Origin of the sequence: Myroides sp. C6-3 (assembly GCF_050522425.1) — a bacterium.
Taxonomy (GTDB): domain Bacteria; phylum Bacteroidota; class Bacteroidia; order Flavobacteriales; family Flavobacteriaceae; genus Flavobacterium.
Map to the genome: position 1 here is coordinate 45438 of NZ_JBMVQP010000020.1, position 22958 is coordinate 68395.

Sequence of the window (22958 nt, forward strand, 5' to 3'; positions counted from 1 at the left end):
GCGGGAATTATGAAAGATTTATCTTTTTTTTTTCGCCTTCATAAGATAAAGACGCCAATTTCATTAAACACAACTCAACTAATAATCGCTGATTCTGACTTGCCTTAAATTTCAAATCTGCTTCATTAGCTAAGTCAATGGCTTCCAATAATAACCCTACACTTGCTTTTTTTGCCTGTTCGTCAAACAATTGTCTACCGTGTTCCCCAACTTCTAAAAGAGCAGCCGTCTCTGGCGTTTTACAAACCATTAGGTTTCTAAAATGAGAAGCTAAGCCTGCAATAAAATGTTGTGCGTCAAACCCTTTAGCTAAAATAGCATCAAAAGAAGTTAACAAAGCTGGGATATTATTCGATAAAATTAAATCCGTTACGCGAATGTAATACTCAAAATCAAGTACATTTAAATTTTCTGCAACAGCTTGTCTGGTTAAATTTTTTCCACAGTACGAAACCACACGATCAAAGATAGACAAAGCATCGCGCATGGCACCATCTGCTTTTTGTGCAATAATACGCAACGCATCACGCTCGTAAGTAATGCCTTGGCTATTCGCTACTAAAGCTAAATGATCCGCTGCATCAGCTATTGTAATTCTCTTAAAATCAAATATTTGACAACGCGATAGTATCGTTGGTATAATCTTGTGCTTTTCTGTTGTCGCCAAGATAAAAATAGCATGACGCGGTGGCTCTTCTAATGTTTTCAAAAAGGCATTAAAAGCCGCAGTCGATAACATGTGAACCTCGTCAATGATATACACTTTGTATTTACCTGTCTGTGGAGGTATGCGTACTTGATCAATCAAGTTTCGAATGTCATCCACAGAGTTATTCGAAGCCGCATCCAATTCAAAGACATTAAACGTAAAATCTTCTGTAGGATCATCATACCCCACTTGATTAATTTTACGGGCTAAAATACGCGCACAAGTTGTTTTTCCAACTCCTCTAGGTCCTGTAAACAATAAAGCCTGTGCCAAGTGATTGCTCTCAATAGCATTCACTAAGGTATTAGTAATGGCTTGTTGTCCTACAACTTCTTGAAAAGTTTGCGGTCTATATTTTCTTGCTGATACGATAAATTGTTCCATAAAATCACTATTAATGCAAAGGTAGCTTAATTTTTAGAAAGCCAAAACTATTCCCTTAATTCAATTGGAAAAAACTCCTGGTCGCTAATCTTGAGCTTCCACATTTTTCGCAAGGCATTGAAATCAATCTTTTCTTTTCCTTGACTGAAATCTAGCTGATAGGTGTAAAATAAAAACTGTAGCTGTGTTTCGATATAAAAATCTTGTAAATCACTATCGGGATGATACTCTGATTTTAAATCTAAACTAAATGTCTTGGCTGTTGTATTGGACCAAAAAGCCGTCCATCCACTCCTAAATTCTTTGATCAAAGCAAATGTGGTCTCCCCTGTCTCACGGTGAATCAATTTCAATAAAATCTTTCCATCCTTGCGAGATAATTTTTTTATCCGCTCCTTAAATTGACTTTCTAAGTACTTTTGTGAGCCTTTGATGTATTGTCTTTTTTGTTTTTTCGTTTCTAATTTCTCTAAGTTCTCATTTAAGATCATCAGATTCTCCGCCGTAGCTCGGGCATAGGGATATACTCTTCGAATGCGGTTGCGCAAGATATTCATATCCTGTCGGTAGCGCTCTTCTTTTTCATTGGTCCCAATGTATATTTCTGGAATACTGTATTTTAGCGTATCATCTTCCATTTCAATACTCGGCACAAGCGGCGGAACAGGCTTTAAGTCTGTCTCCTGTGCATAAACAGAAGGTACTGTCCAAAAAACCAAAAAATAGAAACAAAGCTTTTTCATGTGTTAAAAATATAACCAAATGTAAAGAATTAGATTGAGTATTCCCTAGCGAATGAGTACATTCGTATAAAAAATTATTATGGATAAAAATACAATAGTAAATCAGAACTCCCTTGACTTTTTAGCTTCGTATTTAAATAATGCTTCCCCAACAGGACATGAATACCAAGGACAAAAGCTGTGGATGGACTACTTGCGTCCTTATGTTGATTCTTTTATTACTGATACGTATGGCAATGCGGTTGGGGTTATTAATCCCGATGCCCCCTACAAAGTGGTTATTGAAGGGCATGCAGATGAGATCTCTTGGTATGTAAAATACATCACAGAAGACGGTTTTATTCACGTTGTACGCAACGGTGGTAGTGATCATATGATTGCTCCTTCAAAACGCGTAAATATTCATACACCTAAAGGAATTGTTGAAGGTGTATTCGGATGGCCAGCAATTCACATCCGCAATAGAGCAGGAAAAGAAGAAGCTCCAAAAATAGAGACAAACTTTATTGATGTAGGTTGTGACAGTAAACAAGAAGTACTCGATTTGGGAATTCATATTGGCTGTGTGATCACCTATCCGGATACTTTTACTGTTTTAAACCATAAACGATGGGTTTGTCGAGCGCTAGACAATCGCATTGGCGGATTTATGATCGCTGAAGTTGCTCGTTTACTTAAAGAAAACAACAAAGAATTGCCTTTTGGCTTATATATCGTCAACGCTGTTCAAGAAGAGGTCGGCTTACGTGGGGCTGAAATGATTACGCAAAGAATAAAACCCAATGTTGCTATTGTAACGGATGTTTGTCACGATTCTAATACTCCAATGGTCGATAAAAATATTGAAGGGGATAATACCATCGGCAAAGGACCTGTTGTCGCGTATGCACCTGCTGTACAGAACAACTTACGCGCCTTGATTGAAAAAACCGCAACGGAACAACAGATCCCCTTTCAACGCAATGCCTTATCCCGCATAACAGGAACCGATACGGATGCCTTCGCCTATAGCAATGGTGGCGTTGCTTCTGCCCTCATCTCATTGCCTTTGCGCTATATGCACACCACAGTGGAAATGATACACAGAGATGATGTTGAACATACGATTCAATTAATCTACAATACTTTACTGAAAATTGAAAACGGAGAAACGTTTTCTTATTTTTAACTGTTAACTGTTAACAGTTAACGGTTAACTGTTAACAGTTGACAGAAAATTATCAATCATAGATAAACCATTCCTTTGTAGGAGTGGTTTTTTTTGCTCTTTGTTTTTTGCTCTTTGCTCTTTGTTTTTTGCTCTTTGCTCGTTGTTCTTTGCTCTTTGTTCTTTGCTCTTTGTTCTTTGCTCGTTGTTCTTTGCTCGTTGTTCTTTGCTCGTTGTTCTTTGCTCGTTGTTCTTTGCTCTTTGCTCGTTGCTCGTTGTTCTTTGCTCGTTGTTCTTTGCTCGTTGTTCTTTGCTCGTTGTTCTTTGCTCGTTGTTCTTTGCTCGTTGTTCTTTGCTCTTTGCTCTTTGCTCGTTGTTCTTTGTTCTTTGTTCTTTGTTCTTTGCTCTTTGCTCTTTGCTCTTTGTTCTTTGCTCTTTGTTCGTTGTTCTTTGTTCGTTGTTCTTTGCTCGTTGTAATGTTGTGAATTGGAAAGAAGAGAGAAGAGAGAGGAAAGGTTCTCTGGGAAGAACAAACTCACAAACCTCACAAAAAAAACAGTACTTTTGCAAATTCAAAATTTTTAAATACATGCCAAAACAAAATAAAAACAACTTCTTCTTTCTCGTATACTTAACGGGATTGAGTATCATTGGATTTTTAGCAACCGATATGTATCTGCCTGCTTTTGAACAAATGCGTGTAGATTTAGATACAACCAAAAGTAGTATTAGTGCAACTCTAAGTTTATTTCTTGCGGGATATGCGATTGCACAATTATTATAGGGACCGGTTTCAGACAAAGTAGGAAAACCAAAAACAATTTTAATAGGGCTGTGTATTTTTACACTCTCTTCCTTAGCGATTTATTTTACTTCTAATGTAACTGCATTCTTAATTTTGCGTTTAATACAAGCAGTTGGTGTTTGTGCTGCTGCGGTTAGCTGGCAAGCCTTAGTGATCGAGCGTTATCCCAAAGAAGAAACGAATCGCGTTTTTGCTACGATTATGCCTTTGGTTGCGCTATCACCTGCCTTAGCTCCCTTGTTAGGGGTTTACCTATTAGAGCATTTTGGTTGGCGTTCAATCTTTATCACGTTGGCATTTATAGCGATGGCACTCATGCTTTACACTTTTACGATTCAAAAAAAATCAACTGTCAAAGTGCATCAAGATGAGGAATCTCCGGTGCTAGAACGTATTTCTTATTGGACCTTATTACAATCTAAAGCCTATGTAGGTAATGTGATGATTTATGCGTTTTGTTCAGCTGCTTTCTTTGCTTGGTTAACAGGATCTCCTTTCTTTTTAAAGGAAATGGGCTATAGCGAGGGAGAGATTGGCTTTAGTTTTGTACCACAAACCATTGCTTTTTTGATTGGTGGTTTTGGTTATCGAACCTTATCCTCTAAAGTTGAAGGGACGAAGCTAGTAGCCTATTTTGTGACGTTATTTTCTATAGCTATTGCAGTTACAGCAGCACTAGCCATCTTCACAACGCCTACGCTAACGAGTTTGCTTATTCCTTTTTGTTTTATGGCTTTAGCCAATGGAGCTTGCTACCCTATCGTTGTTGCTGAAGCTTTAAAGTTATTTCCAAAAAATGCTGGAAAAGCAGCCGCTTTACAAAATACCATTCAATTGGGTATGTGTTTTATTGCTAGCGCCCTAGTTTCGCTATTTTCAAAAGACGCCTTGTTTTCAACTGCTCTAGTTATGGTAGGAACTATTCCATTTGCCTTTTGGGCGTATTCTTGGACGAAAAAAACAAAGTAAAAAGTTTAATCTATACAAAAAAAAGGCATTTCGAACTCGAAATGCCCTTTGTGTTTTCTATTACTTCTTCTTTAGTAGTTTAAAAATTGCTAATAAACCTGGGCCTAATAACAATAAAAATATAGGGTTGTATTTACTTGTTACAAAGGCATAAATCAATACAAAAACTACTATTCCTCCTATAATTATAACAACTTTATTCATTCCATACCCATAAAGAATACCTCAAAGTCGAAAAATAAACACCTAATAGCACCTTTGCTTCATCAGTATATTCTTTTTTAGTGAGTTCCTTAGATTCAAAACCAATGATACAATCTATTGCTTTCTCCTTAACGGATAATGAACCTAATTCCTTAAAGAATTCTATATACTTTTGTTGGTCTATTTCTTTTGGCAACTTTTTTAAAGTATACGCAATTACATCGGCGTGTGAATCTTCTTTTAAGCTTCTAATATCTTCTTTTATTTGATTCAAAGAAATTAGATTTTGCTCAGTAAAACCATATTGATCTTTGTTTTTCTCTAAGAAATTGAAATAGACTTCTTCATTATAGATAGTATATTTTTCTATATAGTCAAGTACTACTTGATTGTGAATAAAACCTACTTTATCCACATAATTTTCACTTACAATCATGTCTTCCCTAAATGAGTAATCGTCATTTAAAGAAACAGAATAACTATTTGCATAGGCAATAGAAGCCCCTTCACCTCCAATAACTGCACCTAATGCAACTGCCCCAGCGGCAATTGGCGCAGCAGGTGTCCACCCAAACCATCCAGCAACACTAGCAACAGATCCTGCTCCACCCAAAGCACCAGCAGCATCAACAAACGCGGTATTCCAAAATCCACTACCGTAAACATCATAATTTTGAATTGAATCAAAATCAGACTTCTTATCCTCTGATTCGCAAGAAAAGAAAACAAAAGATAAACTCAAAAAAAATAATAATTTACTCATAATACATTGTTTTTAGTAAAAATCTTATTCCTTTAAATAAAGAATAGAAAACTACAATTTTTAGCACAAAAACAATACCAATATGCTAATTCGCAGCGTTTTTATAGTCTTTAATTATGTGACAATCAATAACATAAAAACAACTTAACACCAATGTCTATTAATAAAAAAAGACTCAACTAAAAAGTTAAGTCTTTATAATTATAATTAAATTTTATTTTTTTAACAGAAAATTACTCAATCAAAAAGCGAATATCTTTATTAAATTTTTTGTCCACCACCAAAATAGCACAGGGATATACCGCTTGCGCCAACTCTTTTTCTTCTTCTTCTACACAATATGTCAATTCAATAAAATCATCCTTTTCCTTTAAACTGGTAATGGAAAAAGAGGTTTCTAACGTACTGGGAATACCCACCAAAGCAAGTACGAATGATGTAGAAAAATCCACCTCTTCTCCGAGTTTGGTGTGCTTACTTGAGTCAAATAAGCGATCAAAATGTGCCTTTGTAGTTATCTTAACGTGCTGAACTCCATTAGTTTTTACTTCTTTCTTGAGCTTGTAATTTTTGTTCTCTGTAAAGGGAACTTCCGTTACTTTATATAATTTTATCTCCTCTGTTTGCTCGACAGGGGCCGTTTTATTCATCTCCTTCTTCTTGCCTTCTGTGCACTGTACGAGTACAAAGGCTAGAGCCATTATCCAAATATAATTTTTCCTTTTCATTTCTTTTTTTATAGCTATAACGCATCAACTAGAGTAAAACGTATATATAACTTTTACTTTTAATTATGTTAACAAATGTAAGGATAATTATTTCTGAATCAGCTTTGGAATTGATTTTTTACACAAAGACGAATAATAAACAATAAAATTTACTAATAAATACAAAAATAACAAATATTTTTTAATATTATATTACTTTATCTTTTTAAAAGACAAAAAGAAGGAAGAGCGCTACTAGAGGAAAAAGAATACTTTTAGCTTTTAAAAAGCTATTAGCCCTACGCGAATGGCGAGGCAACGAGGCATAAAAAAAACTCGAAACCAAGGTTTCGAGTTTTTTTATACTATTTGAAATCTAATTAAGCATTAGATACATCTACTGTCGTTTCAGCTGCAATGCGTTTATACGTTCCGTTTTCTAATTTCTCGCGGATTGCTTCATAAGCAGCTAATGTTTCTTGAATATCTTCCATGGTATGTGTAGCCGTAGGAATCATTCTCAACAAGATAATTCCTTTTGGAATTACTGGATATACAACGATTGACAAGAAAATATTGTAGTTCTCACGTAAATCATTTACCATCACCATAGCTTCTGGAATACTACCTTCTAAGTAAACAGGGGTAACACACGTATTCGTATCACCAATATTGAAACCTCTGTCTTTTAATCCATTTTGCAACGCATCCACATTCTCCCATAGTTTTGCTTTAAGAGAAGGTTGTGTACGCAATAGTTCTAAACGCTTCAATGCTCCTTTCGTGAAAATCATTGGCAATGATTTAGCGAACATCTGTGAACGTAAGTTGTATTTTAAATAATCGATAATATCTTTATCAGCAGCAACAAATGCCCCTATACTAGCCATTGATTTTGCAAACGTAGAGAAGTAAACATCAATACCATCTTGACATCCTTGCTCTTCTCCTGCTCCAGCTCCCGTTGCTCCCAACGTACCGAAACCATGTGCATCATCTACTAGTAATCTAAAGTTATATTTCTCTTTTAACGCAACGATTTCTTTTAATTTTCCTTGCTGTCCACGCATTCCAAACACCCCTTCTGTGATAACCAAAATACCGCCACCTGTTGTTTCAGCCATTTTAGTTGCACGCTCTAAGTTCTTTTCAAAACTTTCGATGTCGTTGTGTTTATACGTAAAGCGTTTCCCCATATGCAAACGCACTCCATCAATAATACAAGCATGCGAATCAACATCGTAAACAATTACGTCATTCTTTGTTACTAATGCGTCAATAATAGACACCATTCCTTGGTAACCGAAGTTTAACAAATAAGCAGCTTCCTTTTGAACAAATGCAGCTAACTCATCTTGAAGTTGTTCGTGCACCGTAGTATGCCCAGACATCATACGAGCTCCCATTGGGTAAGCTGCACCATATTCTGCGGCTGCCTCAGCATCTACCTTTCTTACTTCTGGATGATTTGACAACCCTAAGTAATCATTGATACTCCAGTTGATTACTTCTTTTCCATGAAACATCATACGATTTGATAAAGGTCCTTCTAGTTTAGGAAAAACATAATATCCTTCAGCTTGAGACGCCCATTTTCCTAAAGGTCCTTTATTCTTCTGTATTCTGTCAAATAAATCATTTACCATAATATAACTATGTTTAAAAAAACAATTGCAAAATTACTCATATTTTGTATGCTTTCATAATAAATAAGAGAGAATTTCTCTATTTACCGATTAAATTCTATTTGTTTTTTTTCAAAAACAGGTAGAATTATTTAATATACAAATTAAAAAAATAGTTTTTACTCTCATAATTTGAGGGCAAAAATTATGAAATAAATAAAAACCTCTCAATTTGAGAGGTTTTTATCTTATTATTAATACAGTTTTGGAAACTTTGTTGGATTTACTTCATGCATAATAGCGTATACTTTTTCGTATACATCTTCTGCTGATGGCTTACTGAAATAGTCTCCATCCGTTCCATACGCTGGTCTGTGTTCTTTTGAAGTAAGTGTTTGCGGTTCGCTATCTAAATAACGATATCCTTTTTGAACTTCTAACACTTGTTGCAATAGATATGCTGATGCTCCACCAGGAACGTCTTCATCTACCACCAATAAGCGATTGGTTTTCGCTAAACTCTTCACTACATCGTGTTGGATGTCAAACGGCAATAGGGTTTGCGCATCGATAATTTCAACGTCAATACCTACTTCCATCAATTCCTTTGCTGCTTGTTCTACAATGCGCAAAGTAGATCCATAGGATAAAATCGTTAGGTCTGCCCCTTCTTTAATCGTTTCTACAACACCGATGGCTGTTTTAAATTGCCCAATATTGTTAGGCATTTTTTCTTTCAATCGATACCCGTTTAAGCACTCAATTAACAAAGCAGGTTCATCGCTTTCTAATAGGGTATTATAAAATCCAGCGGCTTTTGTCATGTTTCTAGGTACTAGAACGTGCATTCCACGGATTGCGTTGATAATCATCCCCATTGGAGATCCTGAATGCCAAATCCCTTCCAAACGGTGCCCACGCGTACGCACAATCAAAGGCGCTTTTTGACGACCTACTGTTCTATATTGTAAAGTTGCCAAGTCATCACTCATAATTTGAATCGCATACAACAAATAGTCTAAGTATTGGATCTCAGCAATCGGGCGTAAACCACGCATCGCCATTCCTATTCCTTGTCCTAAGATCGTTGCTTCGCGAATTCCTGTATCTGTTACGCGTTCTTCTCCGTGTTTTTCTTGTAATCCTTCTAACCCCTGGTTAACGTCTCCAATATTTCCTGAATCTTCTCCAAAAACTGTTACATTTTTGTGATTCGCCAAGATATAATCAAAGTTATCGCGTAAAATTACACGCGCATCTACTTCTTCTGCATCTGCATCATAACTAGGCGCGACTTCTTGAATGTGTTCTGCTTTTTGATCTGAAACTGAAAATAAATGGGAGCTGTATTTAGGTTGTACAGCTGCGTAATATTTCTCGATAAATTGAAGTAGCAGGTCTTTACCTCCCTCTTGTACGATCAAACGCAATACTTTACGTGCTGCAATTAAAACATCACGGCGAATAGGCTCTTTTAACCCTTGTAAGTCTGCTATGTGCTTTTCGATAAATACTTTATTCGGACTCTGAGCAGCAATTTGCTGTAAAACAGCTACTAATTCATTGCGCTCTGCAATAATAGGATCTAAGTAATTTTTCCAAGCCTCTTTTTTACCGTCCAATACTTGTTTTTTCAAGTCTTTATCAAGTACGTCTAACTCTTCGGCAGTAGCGATATTGGCTTCAATCATCCAATTTCTCATTTGCAAGATACAATCTTGTTCTGCCTCCCAAGCTAAGCGCTCTTTGCTTTTGTAGCGCTCATGTGATCCCGATGTGGAGTGTCCTTGGGGTTGTGTTAATTCCTGTACGTGAATCAATACCGGAACGTGCTCTTCTCTAGCGATTTGAGCTGCTTTCGCATAGGTTTCTACTAAAGCAGGGTAATCCCACCCTTTGACGCGTAGAATTTCATATCCGTTCCCATGCTCATCGCGTTGGAATCCTTTTAATATCTCAGAAATATTTTCTTTTGTTGTTTGGTATCTCGCGTGTACTGAAATCCCATATTGGTCATCCCAAACGCTCATTACCATCGGCACTTGTAGTACACCAGCAGCATTGATTGTTTCGAAAAACAAGCCTTCTGATGTAGAAGCATTTCCAATTGTTCCCCAAGCTACCTCATTTCCACTAACTGAAAACTGTTGGTTTTGATCTGCTTCAGGAATGGCTCTATAGTACTTCGATGCTTGTGCAAGTCCAAGTAAACGAGGCATTTGACCTGCTGTAGGTGAAATATCTCCACTTGAATTTTTTTGTTCCGTTAGTTTCTTCCACTTTCCATTTTCGTCCAAACTGTGCGTAGCAAAGTGCCCACCCATTTGACGTCCACCTGACATAGGGTCATTTTCAATATTGGCATCACCGAATAAACCAGCAAAAAACTGTTGGATATTTAACTGACCAATTGCCATCATGAAGGTCTGATCACGGTAATATCCGGATCTAAAATCTCCATTCTGAAAAGCTTTAGCCATAGCTAATTGTGGTACCTCTTTTCCATCTCCAAATATCCCAAACTTAGCCTTACCCGTTAAAACTTCACGACGACCTAGTAAACTACATTCTCTACTGATCTTTGCAATTGTATAATCTTGAATAACCTCTTTCTTAAAATCTTCAAAAGAAAGTGCTGTGTTTTTTTTATTTTGACTCATCGCGTAATCTAATATTTTACAGGATACGAATATAAAATAATCCAAACAAAAAAGCTAATTTATAGCAAAGGATTATTGCGAATTCCAACACTGTTCTTTTAGATTTTACGAACTAAAAGCACAAAAAAAATAAGAATATAAAAATCATATCTTAAAAAAAAGCTTTTGATTACTAAATCCTCAATATAGCAAAAGTAAAAAAGCCTTTGTTGATTTAAACAAAGGCTTTTTTTATTTTATTCGATAACGGTTAACAGGGTTTCCAATGAAAATCTCACTTTCTTCATCGGCATCAACCAATCGTTTTCTGGATCTCTCTCCCCTAGTGCTAAAATGGTTACACTCTTAAGTCCTTTTTTATCTAGCCCTAAGAAGGCATCCAACTGATCATTGTGGAACCCCTCCATTGGAGAAGCGTCAATTTTTAATTCAGCCGCAGCAGCAATAGCCATACCAAAAGCGATATAAGCCTGTCTGGCTGCATGTTGAAATTGTTGCTCTTGTGTTTGACTTTTAAAATTAGCCTTGATGCTGTTCTTAAAATCATTCATCTCTCCTTTTGGCAACGCTCTAATCGCCTCCATATTATCAAATACGGAATCTATTCTTTGGTCCGTATAACTATCCCAAGCCGCAAAAATCAACAAATGCGAACATTCTTTGATCTGCATCTGATTCATTGCTATTGGAAATAACTGCTCCTTTACTTCTTGATTTTTAATTAAAACCATTTCGAAAGGCTGCAATCCAGAAGATGTTGGCGCTAAACGAGCAGCTTCTACAATCTGCATTACTTTGCCTTCGTCTAATTTGACTGCACTGTTATAGCGTTTCGTAGCATAACGCCACTTTAAATTATCTACTAATGTCATCGCTTTACTTTTTAAATTTTAGACAAAAATGCTTCTACATTCGCTTCAATTCTTTGATTGATATTCGAAACATCTGCTTTTACAAAAGACTCTCCTAAAATATGTTCATACAACTCGATGTAGCGCTCTGAAATCGTTTGAATGTATTCATCTGTCATTTCTGGCACCTGCTGCCCCTCTTTTCCTTGGAAACCGTGACTAATTAACCATTGACGCACAAACTCTTTAGACAATTGCTTTTGAGGTTCTTCTTTTGCTTGGCGCTCTTCATACCCTTCTGCATAGAAATAACGCGAAGAATCTGGGGTGTGAATCTCATCAATCAACACAATTTTTCCGTCTTTGGTCTTTCCAAATTCGTATTTTGTATCCACGAGAATCAACCCTCTTTGCGCAGCAATTTCACTTCCTCTTTGATATAAGGCTCTAGTGTACTGTTCGAGAACAAGGTAATCTTCTTCTGAAACAATACCACGTGCTAAAATATCTTCTCTGGAAATATCCTCATCGTGCAACCCTAAATCTTCCTTCGTTGAAGGGGTGATAATTGGTTGCGGCAATTTGTCGTTTTCTTTTAATCCTTCAGGCAGCTCAACACCACACAATACTCGTTTTCCCTCTTTGTATTCTCTAGCTGCATGTCCTGCTAAATAGCCTCGAATCACCATTTCTACCTTAAAAGGTTCGCATATATGTCCTACTGCAACATTGGGATCAGGACTCGCAATCAGCCAGTTTGGAACAATATCCGCTGTCATTTGCATGAATCGCGTTGCAATTTGATTCAATATTTGTCCTTTGTACGGAATCCCCTTAGGCATAATCACGTCAAAAGCAGATAAGCGATCCGTTGCTACCATAACTAAAACTTGGTCTGCAATGGTGTAAACTTCTCTTACTTTTCCGTGGTACACGCTTTTTTGGTTTGGAAATTTAAAATTAGTCTGTGTGATTGTGTTACTCATATATGTATGTTGTGTAGTTCTTTCTTTTTAGTACGCTAATAAATCTAATAGCGCTGCTTCAAATCTACCTTTTGGCAAATATTGATCTTCTAAAGCTTTCACAAATGGGATGGCTGTTTCGATACTTCCCACGCGTTTTACTGGTGCGTCTAAGTGTTCAAAACAGTTTTCCATAATCATTGCTGATAGGTCACTTGCAATACCTCCAAATAGAGTGTCTTCTTGCAAAATTATAACTTTATTTGTTTTCTTTACTGATTTATATACAGTTTCTGTATCTAATGGTTGTAAAGTACGCAAGTCAATTAAATCTGCTTGGATCTCTGGGTGTTTCTCCAACGTTTCTAAAGCCCAGTGTACCCCTGCTCCGAAAGATACAATCGTCACATCTGATCCTTCTTTTACTAAAGCCGCTTGACCAAATGGAATCGTATAGTAGTTACTCGGTACATCTTGGTAAATACTTCTGTACAATTGTTTGTGTTCAAAGAAAATAACCGGGTTAGGATCGTTAATTGCAGTATTCATCAATCCTTTTGCATCAGCTGGAAATGCAGGATAAACCACTTTTAATCCTGGTGTTTTTGTAAACCACGCTTCATTGGTTTGCGAGTGGAATGGTCCCGCTTGTGTTCCACCACCACATGGCATACGCACCACTACATCGGCTTTTTCATTCCAACGGTAATGTACTTTTGCTAAATAGTTTACAATGGGGTTGAATCCTGTCGAAACGAAATCGGCAAATTGCATTTCCATAATCGCTTTTCCTCCATTGATGGAATATCCCATGGCAGCAGAAACGATTGAACTCTCACAAATTGGCGTATTGCGAATGCGTCCTTTACCAAATTGTTCTACGAATCCGTCCGTTACTTTAAATGCTCCTCCGTATTCTGCAATATCTTGCCCCATGATGATTAACTCTGGGTGTCTCTCGAACGACTGTTTTAATCCTTCTGAGATTGCGTCAATTAAGCGAATGTTTTTCATCTCCCCACTTGCTTCCACGTGTTCGTAGGTAAATGGCGCGTACATATCGTTTAATTCGGTTTCCAGATTCGCTTGGATCGGCTCCTCTTCTTGGGTGCGTTTCCAATCGGTATCGATTTCTTTTTTGAATGCTGCTCTGATTTCCTCATCTAAGGCATCTGTCAAAACACCGATTTCTTTTAAGTAAGCACGGTAGTTTTCAACCGGATCTTTCTTCTCCCACATATCCATTAGCTCTTGTGGAACGTATTTCGTACCACTCGCCTCTTCGTGTCCTCTTCTTCTAAACGTCAAGAACTCCACCAATACGGGACGTGGGTTTTCGCGCATGGATTTGGCCAAGGCATCAATCTTCGTATATACTTCTAAGATGTCATTTCCATCAATGATATGACTTTCCATGCCATATCCAATACCGCGATCAGCTAAGTTTTCACAACGATATTGTTCGTTTGTTGGGGTTGATAAACCATACCCATTATTCTCAATAACGAATAACACAGGTAAGTCCCAAACGGAAGCTACGTTTAATGCTTCGTGAAAATCTCCTTCAGAAGTTGCCCCTTCTCCTGTAAATACAGCGGTAATTTTCTTTTCTTCACGCAATTTATGTGCTAAGGCAATTCCGTCTGCCACACCTAATTGTGGACCTAAATGCGAAATCATCCCTACGATATTAAACTCTTGTGTACCGAAGTGGAACGAGCGATCTCTCCCTTTTGTAAAACCTTCACCTTTTCCTTGCCATTGTGAAAACAAACGGTACAACGGAATATCTCTAGAGGTGAAAACACTTAAATTACGATGCATAGGCAACACATACTCATCGTTCTCTAAAGCAGCTACAATACCAACCGATATTGCTTCTTGCCCAATTCCAGAAAACCATTTCGACACTTTTCCTTGACGGATTAAAATAAGCATCTTTTCTTCAATCATTCTTGGTTTCAATAGCCTTTTATACAGCTCAACTAGGGTTTGATCTGATAGGTCTCTTCGGTTATAATCTATATGTTTCATAATTGGTTTTAAAGGGCACTAAAATAAGGCTTAAATAGCAACTCTACAAACTAATTTACACAACATTTAGGCAAGATTTTTTTACTTCTTTTCTCCTTGTTCGCTTTTGTCAACTTGTAGGTGTTTCTCTCTCGGACTCCTCCACTTCTATCTTTAGCGAAAAATCTGATTCTTATACTTTTAAGCACTAAAAATTCATTCTTTCTATTAAAATTCGTATCTTGGGAAATTGAATGTTAAACTTTAATTTTTTATTATGGGAAAAGGAGATTTAAAAACACGAAGAGGTAAGATAGTAAATAAATCATATGGTCGTAAAAGACCGAGAAAGGCTAACAAACCTACTTCCTCTAAAGCATAAGCTGCACATAAAACAAAGCGGATGTCTCCAAAAAGACATCCGCTTTGTTTTTTATGGTTCTTGTGCCCCCCCGATGGCGCGGATTTAAGGTGAAAGTACGCGCGATTGAGGGTAGTATTCCCACGCATAATAGTTATTTTAAAGCACACTGTTTTACCGTTTTATATAGGTTGTGGTCTTTTTATCTCCCTTCTTCTCAATTAACTCATCTTCAACAGCTTTTTTTAAATCTCGACTTGCCGTTGCTGAGGATATGTCTTTAAAAAAGCTTAAATATTCCTTTCGCGTAAATTCTTTTTTATTACTTTCTAGAAACATCGTAATTCGATCTGTCTCTGTCAGCTTCTTACCTGAATTTTCTAATAGTTCCGCTAATGAATGATCGATAATACTCAACATATATTCAATAAACCTAGTTGATTGCCTTTCCTTATCTGATTGAGATAATGCCTTGTAATAGGCCTCTTGATTTTTTGATATTAGAGTCTCGAAAGGCAAAAACTCAAAAACAGCATACTCTTGCATAAGAATTAGTGTTTGCCATAATCGCCCCATTCTACCATTGCCATCCAAAAAAGGATGAATAAATTCCATTTCATAATGGAACACACAACTTTTAATTAGCGTTAATTCCGTTTGATCCTTCAAATACTCAAATAAATCTTTCATTAGAAATGGTACATGATCAAATGGCGGAGCAATGTGTTCCACTTTCGAACCTTTTACAATTCCAACGCCTTGATTTCTGTATTTTCCAGGTTTATCAATTAATTTTTGTAACAGTAATTGATGCGCCTTTAAAAAATCTCTTTCTTTTTCTGGATGTAAGTTGTTTATATTTTTATAAACTTCCAAAGCATTTAAAACTTCCAAAATATCTTTTTCTGGGCCTACTACTCTTTTATTTTCTATTATAGCAGTTATTTGCTCTTCAGTAAGGGTATTTCCTTCAATACGAAGGGAAGAATGAATCGTTTTGATTTGATTTTGTTTTCTTAAAGTAGGATTTGTTTTGATGATATACTTTGCATTAACTGCTCCAATTTTTTCTGAAATGGAAGAAATATACTTTAAGATTGCTGCTGTTATTTCATAAGGTGGCTTCATTGATACTATCATTTGATACTATCACAAAGTTAAACATTTAATCTATCAAGAATGCTCAGTCTTGTAAAATAAGAGAAAAAATAATGGTACAGGTTGCACCTGAGGTTTTGACTAAATTGAACGTAATTAAATCCGCGCGATCGGGTTTTCTTCTTTTATAATTTAGACGCACGGATTGCACCCGAGGCTTTAGCCGAATTGAACGAAGTTAAGTCCGCGCGATCGGGTTCACTTGCGTTCATCTCCCTTATTCGCACCTAACTATTCTTGATAGTCTTTTCCTCTTTCCGTTCAATAACTGTCTATTACTTTCAAAGCAGCGAAAGGCGGTTTGCACCCCTCGCTTGTACAACGATTGTGATAGACCTACTATCATCTCATATACAGCATTGAACATTGTTTCTAACTTTTGTCCATTCACAGCAGACTACGCGCGATCGGTGTTTATGGTTTACTACGTTACTTTTATTCCTCGAACGTCCATCCGATAGGTTTATCTTCAATATCAAAAATATTCAAACCATCTATTATTGTAAACATTGGTTCTTCAGGAAAATTATTAATCCTTAATATGATAATTTTTTCATCGATAACAACATAAAAATACCTGTTATCAGTTGAGTGTATTTTCCATATTAAATTTGTCTCCAATAGTGCGTTTTTATTCATAAATATAATTTTATTTGATTCCAAATTTAGCATTTACATTTTTATTTGGTGTGGTAGATCCTTGAATTATCTTTTCCCATAATTTTTCACCTGAAAAACCTTGCTTAGAATATTTATTTACATAATAACTAAATGGTTGAATTGGGTATATTTTATCAAGCATCTTTGCAGCCTCTCTATCTGCCATCATAGCTCTCGTCTGTGTTTTTAATGCATTTCGTTGTCTATGTAAAGTTATAGCATTTTGCTCCGTTAAAGCAACCGAAGTATTAAGAGACTTAGCTTGATTATTATACCATAATCTGGCTTCCGCATTAGTTAATCCCGATTTAGCAGCACTACTTCTGCTAAATATAGAACCAACTCCCCCCATCACAAAAAACGGAGAGTCTACACCCATTGCTTCTATTCCTTGACTTTGAGCTTGATACTTTATATCACGTTTAAATCCAGGTCCTCTGTCTATAGTGGCTACTTGACCATGTAGAGCAGAGATATTCGTTGTTACTGTTGATTCGGTAGATTGAACAAACTGAACTTCAGTAGTTGTCTCTGGCGCATAAGGAGCTGGAGTATCTAAGTTAACATAAGTCACGTAATCAACAAAATCACCTCCCTTATCACCTGTTTTTATAGGTTCTTGAGCTGCACCTCCTAAAATATTAACCTTATACTCATTATCTAATTCTTCCGCACTCATCCCCGTAGGATCCACCAAATTAATCGGGTTATTGTGTACATAGTGATACGGATTCCATCCTGGGAACTGTTCCGCCAACGGGTCCACATTCATCCATCGACCAATTGCGGCATCATAGTTCCTTGCACCGTAATCGTACAAATTCAATCCTAACTCATCCTGTAATTCAGCACTACGTGCGGTATTTTCACCTAAAGCTAAACGCTTTATTCTCAATAATCATTGTATTGATACTTATATTTTTCTCCAATGGTATTATTCTTCTCGTTATAGCCACGATGTGCCAAGCCAAAAGGATAATAGTTCGTTTCTTCAATGATCTCACCAACATCTATTTTGTCGTTTTTATTCGCATCGGAATACGTTAGGCGGTATTGCCAAGGATTAAAGATAACTAACTTTTGAATTGTAAATAGACTTTGGTAAACGAATACGAAAATACTTCAACAATAAAGTCTTATCCCATATCATGAATACTTACATCCAAAATTTTAAAACTAAACAAGCGTTTGCTAACTAACGCTCAAGCTATTTTATAAAACAAAACCCGTTAATCTTTCGACTAGCGGGTTTTTCGTTTTTTATTTATGCGCACGGATTGCACCCGAGGCTTTAGCCGAATTGAACGAAGTTAAATCCGCGCGATCGGGTACTATCATTTGATACTATAATAAAATTAAAATGCCTTATTACGTATAACTTTCAACTATCTCACAAACCTTGTAAAAATCAGATGCGAATAAAATGTAATTTACACGCTGGAACAAGGATGTTTAATGCACAATTGTATGTAGTTCCTTTGGGGTGTGTCCATAGTGAGTCCATGGTGAGTCCATAGTGCGTCCATTAAAACAGCTGTTTTTAATAGAGGCACTATGGACTCACAATTGATGAACTAAGAAGTTATCCCACAGGACCCTACTACACCCTCCCTTAAACCCCAAAAACAAAAAATTATGGCTAAAATAGACAAAAATGGAAATCTTAGAGGCGCAATAGGCAGCGTCACTACACGCGTATCTAATAATCAGAATATTATACAGCAAAAATGCATACACCCAAAACAGACCGCAAATACAAAAAAAGCAGCACAAGCCTTTGGTTATGCTTCTAAATACAGCAAACTCATTCGCTTCGCTCTTTGTACAATCATTGGTAAAAATCACGACCGCGAACTCTTTCGCCGTTTTACTAGTGCGACGTATAACGCACTAAAAAACAACGTGGAAATACCTTCTAAAGAACGCACCTTCTTCAACACAAATATGCAAAGCCTTGTAGGATTCGACCTCAACAGTCATAGCCCTTTTGCAGATTCTTGTACGTTGCCCATTCAGGTAGTAACGATGAATTGCAACACTGTGGTCCTTATGCTGGATTCTTTTACTGTACAAGATCACTTTGTTTTTCCAAAAAACACAACAGAGGTTCGATTAGATTTTACGCTTATTCCCGTCCTGTTTCCTCATCCATCCTCGACAGAGAGCAAAACATTTTCGATGCACTTTTCAAAAAATGAGGTCATCGATGCTCAAGTTTGGGAAACACCACTCCTTTTACCCCCCTACTTTACTGTAATGATAGCGGAAGTACACTACATACAAAAAGTAAATATGGACAAAACAAGGTGTATCAACAACAGCCTTTTTCATCCCGCTACTATTGTTTATGTACACAACGGTCATATCTACTAGATTATTCCAAATCTTGCTACAGCCACAGATCGGAGGCTAAGTTGTACTAACCCGCAACAATCGAGTATAAAAAAAGGGCTGATCGTTAGATCAACCCTTTTATATTATTATTCTTTATCTTCTAAAACGAGTTTCGACCACAATTGAAAGCTTAAATTTTCCACCAATTGAACGACATCATCGTCAGAACTATTGCTCAAAACAACAATACCTTCTCGTCGTTCTGGACTTAAACTAATAAAATTCGTATATGCTACATCAATCCCTCGATGAAAAAAAAGCGTTTCTTTCGGTCCGAAAAAATTCAAGCGCCATCCCAAACTGATCCAATCCTCAGGTGTAATCATCATTGTGGGCTTTTGCATTAACTCCAATTCTGGATGATGGGGTTTAAAATAAGCTTGTACATATTTTGACAAGTCTTCCACTGTAGAATACCCTTGGGTAGAAGGCAAAAAGACATCAAAGTAGTTTGCTTTTTTATCTAATCCCAACTCGACCTTCCCAATGGATCCCACTACTTTTGTTCGTTTGGGTTTAATGAGATAAGTTGTTTGTAGCCCGTATTGTTCAACGATATGGGTCTGAAATAAACGAGCATAGGGTTGCTGATACACACGTGCTAAAGCATCACCTAAAACGCTAATTCCAAAAATAGAGAAACGCCCTCTCGTATTTAGCGTATCTAAAACAATATCTTCCGCCAAATAATTAGCAATAGAGGCATTGCCCACTGCGCCATATCGATCTTTTTTTGTTTTCTTCTTCCCTTCCATATCCTGTGGGACTAGGGTAATCTTCGGAAAGAAAGGCATCATTGCGCTTCCATTCGCCAAAGCCGAAAAAGAAAAAGACAAAGTATCTTTAAAAGGTTGTGGATAGTAAGCATTGATATCATCCCACAAGTTCACCTTGTTGTCAACCACGGCTTGTGCTAAAATAGTATTGGTAAAGATAGAGGTAAATGTACCCAAGCCAAATAACCCTTTTTTATTATCTAACTCAATAAGTGATTTTCCCTTTTTCTCTATTCCGTAGTATTCGACCTGATCATTTCGGATAATAGCCAAGGCCAATTGTCCTTCTTCCGGTAAATATGCTGCACTATCATAGATAATATCATCGATTGATTTTGCCGATAATTCTTTTCTTAAATCTTCTTGGTTGACATAATCCAAAATTCGGAACCCCACAATATTTGCTTCTTCATCAAAGGCGAAGTTAACAATCGCGGTATCTTTTTCAAATTGGGTTTTAAACAAAGGCGTTTGGTCTTCATTCAAACCATAGTACTCTATATTGACGATAGAACCTAAATTCTGCTTCATTTCGCCAAAAAAGGCTTCAACGGTATTGAAAGGCACTCTACTTTGCAAAGACTCGGAAAAACGATGATAGAATTGATCGTAATTACTGGTATTGTAATCTTCTACAAAAACCCGCATTACTTTTTCGACCTGATCCTGTGCGTGCACCTGCAACAAGCCACCTACTAAACAAAAAAACAAAAGCAAACGCTTTACTATCATATCTTTTTTACTTTATAAAAATTAAAGGTACTCATTTCGAAACGAATCCGTAATACATTTAACAAAACGAAAGCGTTTTTCGCGTTGTATTTAGAGTAAAACCAAATCCTTTTCAAGCATTCCGCTGACTTTTTCTAAACTGTTCTGGCGTTTGATTCGTCGCCTTTTTAAAAATAGTCACAAAGTAAGAAGGATGCTCAAATCCAAGCTCATCGGCTATTTCGCTAATAGAATTAGTCGTATAGCTCAACAAGCGTTTGGCTTCTAAGATAATGTGGCGTTTAATTAAATTACCCGACGTTTGCCCTACTATATTTCGACAGATTTTATTTAAATAATTGGTACTGATATTGAGCATTTCTGCATAATCCGAAGGCATTTTATGGGTTTTAAAATGCTGTTCAATCAACATTTGGTAGCGCTGTATTTTGTCATTTATGGTATTGTGCACTTTTACTGCCTGCACAGGTACATACAAGCGATCAAATTCGATCAACAGTATATTCAAATACGAACGCAAAACCTTCTGAGAGGCTTTTTTCTTGGTTTTAAACTCGTCCAACATTTGTCGAAGTAAAAAAGTCAGCGGGTTTAATTTTTCCTCGGACAAGGTAAAAACGGTGTGATTCACTTCTGTAAAATACGAAAATTGATGAAGCACATTGGTGTTATAGCGCAAAGAGAAAAAATCAGCTGTAAAGCCAATAATAACTCCTCTTGCCTGTTTTGTAAAGGTTATGGTATTAATGCAATTTGGCTTAATAATCAAAAATTGAGACGAGGTAAGACTAAATTTATCTTGATCAATCACCAACATTCCCTCTCCTTCTTCAAGACACAGGATCAAGTAAAAAGCATTGCTGTGTGGGGTAGTTAGTTGGGCGTATTTTTGATTAAAACCTTCGATTGAATCCATCCAAAGGTCATTGAATGGATGGAATAAGCCAATAGTGCAAACGGGTACTTTATTCGCTTGCATACGTTTACTTTTTAATGGTTCAACTTCATGTGAGCAATCTTACTAGCCTAGTATTCCCTTACCTTGTTAGGTAAAAGAAGTGACGCATAGGCCTAAGATTGTTGGTTTTCAAAAATTCACACCTTTTCAGGGGGTTGAAAAACACGAAAAATAAAAGATTGAACAACAAGCGGATTGATTTCCGTTGTATACTGCATGGCATCTGCAGGGATAGCCTGTACTTCCAGTAGGTCAAATGCAATCGACTGAAGAAACAAAGGTTGTATTTCTTTGCTTTTCAGCAATGGAAGCTCCATTTTTTTATCTGAATCCTGCGCTAATTCATCCTGTAAATAACAACTTCCATAACACATAGGAATCGCGTCAAATCGATTGACACATAAATTATCGGAAATGTATTCTTGATTGAGGTAAAATGAAGTAATGATCCAAAAACTCGAGGTATTTTGGTAGAGAAAAGAAAACAATAAGAGCAGTATGATATGTTTTTTCATTTACTCCCTCTTTTCTTTCAACAAAAGTTGAATTTCTTTACTTAATCGATCGACATCGGTTGTACTTGTACCGTCATATACGCCTCGAATGTGCTGTTGTTGATCAATCAACAAAAACCCACCGCTGTGCGCATACCCACCAGGGGCGTTATTTTCTTGATAAGCCTGCATGAAATACCCTTGTGCTAATTGATGCATTACTGCTTCATCTCCATGCAAAAAGTGCCATTTAGCAGCATCGACACCTAGCGATGTACTATAGGCTTTCAATACAGGAATGGAATCGTTTTTAGGATCTATGGTGTGAGAAACAAATACCACCTCTTCCACATCCTTATACTGATCATAGACCCTTTTCATCTCTGTATTCATTTTAGGGCATATGGTCGGACATTGCAAAAAGATGAAATCGGCAATATACACTTTGCCTTTTAACGTCTGATTATTCACGACCAAACTATCTTGGTTGCGCAAACTAAACGCGGGAATCTCATAATACTTTTCTGTCTTTTCACCTGTAGGTGACGTCACGGTGGTATGATTACCTAAATACGGCAATTCTTTGCTCTCTTTCGAACAAGCCACGAAGATAAACAGAAAAGGAATGATTCGCTTCATATTTACAAAAGTACAAAAAATATTATGCATACACAGGTAAAAAACAACATGACCGTACTGGTGCGCGTCTCTGTGTGCTTATTTATTGGTTTTGTATTCAATGAATATATCTCACCTAGTTCATATTGGTTTTCGTGTTCGATGAATATATCTCACCTAGTTGATATTGGTTTTGTATTCAATGAATATATCTCACCTAGTTCATATTGGTTTTCGTGTTCGATGAATATATCTCACCTAG

The 22958-nt window shown here is 36.7% G+C and carries 22 protein-coding genes and 1 pseudogene; 6 read left to right on the top strand and 17 right to left on the bottom strand.

Annotated features, from left to right (window positions below; genetic code table 11):
• Positions 1–7: 7 nt before the first annotated feature.
• On the bottom strand, positions 8–1093 hold the full coding sequence (gene dnaX / locus ACPDG9_RS09795; protein WP_430527578.1) for a DNA polymerase III subunit gamma/tau: 1086 nt from the start codon (positions 1091–1093) through the stop codon (positions 8–10).
• Positions 1094–1140: 47 nt separating this feature from the next.
• Positions 1141–1836 (bottom strand): DUF4294 domain-containing protein, encoded by a 696-nt coding sequence (locus tag ACPDG9_RS09800; protein ID WP_430527579.1) that lies wholly within the window; start codon positions 1834–1836, stop codon positions 1141–1143.
• Positions 1837–1915: 79 nt separating this feature from the next.
• Between ACPDG9_RS09800 and ACPDG9_RS09805 the strand changes: the two genes are divergently transcribed.
• Entirely contained in the window at positions 1916–3004 is a 1089-nt protein-coding gene (locus tag ACPDG9_RS09805; RefSeq protein WP_430527580.1) for a M42 family metallopeptidase, read from the top strand.
• Positions 3005–3028: 24 nt separating this feature from the next.
• Here ACPDG9_RS09805 and ACPDG9_RS09810 read toward each other — a convergent pair whose 3' ends face one another.
• Entirely contained in the window at positions 3029–3553 is a 525-nt protein-coding gene (locus ACPDG9_RS09810) for a hypothetical protein (protein ID WP_430527581.1), read from the bottom strand.
• A 19-nt stretch (positions 3554–3572) separates the two neighbouring features.
• Between ACPDG9_RS09810 and ACPDG9_RS09815 the strand changes: the two genes are divergently transcribed.
• Together ACPDG9_RS09815 and ACPDG9_RS09820 are read left to right on the top strand one after the other, a co-directional pair.
• Positions 3573–3767, top strand: coding sequence for a hypothetical protein (locus ACPDG9_RS09815; protein ID WP_430527582.1), 195 nt, complete (start codon positions 3573–3575; stop codon positions 3765–3767).
• A 12-nt stretch (positions 3768–3779) separates the two neighbouring features.
• A pseudogene (locus tag ACPDG9_RS09820) lies at positions 3780–4757 on the top strand (Bcr/CflA family efflux MFS transporter); the annotation flags it as partial.
• A gap of 196 nt (positions 4758–4953) precedes the next feature.
• On the opposite strand, the gene ACPDG9_RS09825 reads toward ACPDG9_RS09820, so the two are convergent.
• From ACPDG9_RS09825 to ACPDG9_RS09855, 7 genes are all read right to left on the bottom strand, one after another.
• Positions 4954–5724 (bottom strand): hypothetical protein, encoded by a 771-nt coding sequence (locus tag ACPDG9_RS09825; RefSeq protein WP_430527583.1) that lies wholly within the window; start codon positions 5722–5724, stop codon positions 4954–4956.
• Between the two features lie 233 nt (positions 5725–5957).
• Entirely contained in the window at positions 5958–6452 is a 495-nt protein-coding gene (locus tag ACPDG9_RS09830) for a hypothetical protein (protein WP_430527584.1), read from the bottom strand.
• A gap of 359 nt (positions 6453–6811) precedes the next feature.
• A complete protein-coding gene (locus tag ACPDG9_RS09835) occupies positions 6812–8077 on the bottom strand; it encodes an aminotransferase class I/II-fold pyridoxal phosphate-dependent enzyme (protein WP_430527585.1) in 1266 nt (421 codons plus the stop codon).
• Positions 8078–8310: 233 nt separating this feature from the next.
• On the bottom strand, positions 8311–10716 hold the full coding sequence (locus ACPDG9_RS09840; protein WP_430527586.1) for an alpha-ketoacid dehydrogenase subunit alpha/beta: 2406 nt from the start codon (positions 10714–10716) through the stop codon (positions 8311–8313).
• A gap of 236 nt (positions 10717–10952) precedes the next feature.
• Positions 10953–11588: a nitroreductase family protein gene (locus tag ACPDG9_RS09845; protein ID WP_430527587.1), complete on the bottom strand. Its 636-nt coding sequence runs from the start codon at positions 11586–11588 to the stop codon at positions 10953–10955.
• 11 nt (positions 11589–11599) lie between these two features.
• A complete protein-coding gene (locus ACPDG9_RS09850; RefSeq protein ID WP_430527588.1) occupies positions 11600–12553 on the bottom strand; it encodes a phosphoribosylaminoimidazolesuccinocarboxamide synthase in 954 nt (317 codons plus the stop codon).
• Between the two features lie 27 nt (positions 12554–12580).
• A complete protein-coding gene (locus ACPDG9_RS09855) occupies positions 12581–14566 on the bottom strand; it encodes an alpha-ketoacid dehydrogenase subunit alpha/beta (protein ID WP_430527589.1) in 1986 nt (661 codons plus the stop codon).
• A gap of 256 nt (positions 14567–14822) precedes the next feature.
• Here ACPDG9_RS09855 and ACPDG9_RS09860 point away from each other — a divergent pair, with 256 nt between their 5' ends.
• Positions 14823–14927, top strand: coding sequence for a 30S ribosomal protein THX (locus tag ACPDG9_RS09860; RefSeq protein ID WP_430527590.1), 105 nt, complete (start codon positions 14823–14825; stop codon positions 14925–14927).
• Positions 14928–15080: 153 nt separating this feature from the next.
• Here ACPDG9_RS09860 and ACPDG9_RS09865 read toward each other — a convergent pair whose 3' ends face one another.
• From ACPDG9_RS09865 to ACPDG9_RS09875, 3 genes are all read right to left on the bottom strand, one after another.
• Positions 15081–16034 (bottom strand): Fic family protein, encoded by a 954-nt coding sequence (locus ACPDG9_RS09865; protein ID WP_430527591.1) that lies wholly within the window; start codon positions 16032–16034, stop codon positions 15081–15083.
• Between the two features lie 465 nt (positions 16035–16499).
• A complete protein-coding gene (locus ACPDG9_RS09870) occupies positions 16500–16703 on the bottom strand; it encodes a hypothetical protein (protein ID WP_430527592.1) in 204 nt (67 codons plus the stop codon).
• Between the two features lie 10 nt (positions 16704–16713).
• Complete coding sequence (locus tag ACPDG9_RS09875; RefSeq protein WP_430527593.1) at positions 16714–17619, bottom strand: RHS repeat-associated core domain-containing protein; 906 nt, start codon at positions 17617–17619, stop codon at positions 16714–16716.
• 740 nt (positions 17620–18359) lie between these two features.
• Here ACPDG9_RS09875 and ACPDG9_RS09880 point away from each other — a divergent pair.
• The gene (locus ACPDG9_RS09880; RefSeq protein ID WP_430527594.1) at positions 18360–19097 is read left to right on the top strand and encodes a hypothetical protein; all 738 of its coding nucleotides are present in this window, start codon (positions 18360–18362) and stop codon (positions 19095–19097) included.
• A 107-nt stretch (positions 19098–19204) separates the two neighbouring features.
• Here the strand turns inward: ACPDG9_RS09880 and ACPDG9_RS09885 are convergent, their stop codons facing one another.
• The 4 genes from ACPDG9_RS09885 to ACPDG9_RS09900 all read right to left on the bottom strand — a co-directional run bounded on the left by ACPDG9_RS09885 (position 19205) and on the right by ACPDG9_RS09900 (position 22717).
• Positions 19205–20626 (bottom strand): serine hydrolase, encoded by a 1422-nt coding sequence (locus tag ACPDG9_RS09885; protein WP_430527595.1) that lies wholly within the window; start codon positions 20624–20626, stop codon positions 19205–19207.
• 112 nt (positions 20627–20738) lie between these two features.
• On the bottom strand, positions 20739–21605 hold the full coding sequence (locus ACPDG9_RS09890; protein WP_430527596.1) for an AraC family transcriptional regulator: 867 nt from the start codon (positions 21603–21605) through the stop codon (positions 20739–20741).
• Positions 21606–21721: 116 nt separating this feature from the next.
• Positions 21722–22099 (bottom strand): hypothetical protein, encoded by a 378-nt coding sequence (locus tag ACPDG9_RS09895; RefSeq protein WP_430527597.1) that lies wholly within the window; start codon positions 22097–22099, stop codon positions 21722–21724.
• Positions 22100–22717 carry an SCO family protein gene (locus tag ACPDG9_RS09900; protein ID WP_430527598.1) on the bottom strand — a complete coding sequence of 206 codons (618 nt, stop codon included), beginning with the start codon at positions 22715–22717 and terminating at the stop codon, positions 22100–22102.
• Positions 22718–22741: 24 nt separating this feature from the next.
• On the opposite strand from ACPDG9_RS09900, the gene ACPDG9_RS09905 reads away from it, so the two are divergent.
• Positions 22742–22958: hypothetical protein (locus tag ACPDG9_RS09905; RefSeq protein ID WP_430527599.1), on the top strand; the 217-nt coding region annotated here is incomplete at its 3' end.